The sequence below is a fragment of the Vibrio sp. 10N.222.48.A3 genome, from assembly GCF_041475345.1.
Lineage (GTDB): Bacteria > Pseudomonadota > Gammaproteobacteria > Enterobacterales > Vibrionaceae > Vibrio > Vibrio tasmaniensis_A.
Map to the genome: position 1 here is coordinate 1 of NZ_JBFRVX010000247.1, position 379 is coordinate 379.

General features: G+C 47.2%; 1 protein-coding gene. It reads left to right on the forward strand.

Annotated features, from left to right (window positions below):
- On the forward strand, nucleotides 1–193 hold a 193-nt coding region (locus AB4653_RS08310), incomplete at its 5' end, for an SEC-C metal-binding domain-containing protein (RefSeq protein WP_372103802.1).
- Between the last annotated feature and the right edge of the window lie 186 nt (nucleotides 194–379).

Consider the following 379-nt stretch of genomic DNA (forward strand, 5'->3'; position numbering starts at 1 on the left):
AGCTCAAGCTGAACAAGCGGCGCGTCGTGCACAAGCACAACATGCAACGGCTGAAAACCAGCTAGCTGACGATGAAGCGGATGCGGCATCTCCACAAACGGTAGTACGCGATGAGCGTAAAGTGGGTCGTAACGAACCATGTCCATGTGGAAGTGGTAAGAAGTACAAACAGTGTCACGGTAAAATAGACTAAGTCTGGTGAATCGTTGCTGTAACGGATGATTGTAGTGTCGGAGGTACTCACTTACTAACGTAAGCTCCGTGCCTCCTCCTTGCACTCACCACGTCACAGCTTAGCTTCACACAAACTTATTGATAAAAAGAGTCGCTTAGGCGGCTCTTTTTGTATGTGAAAATAATAAGGTTTCGATAGCGTCAT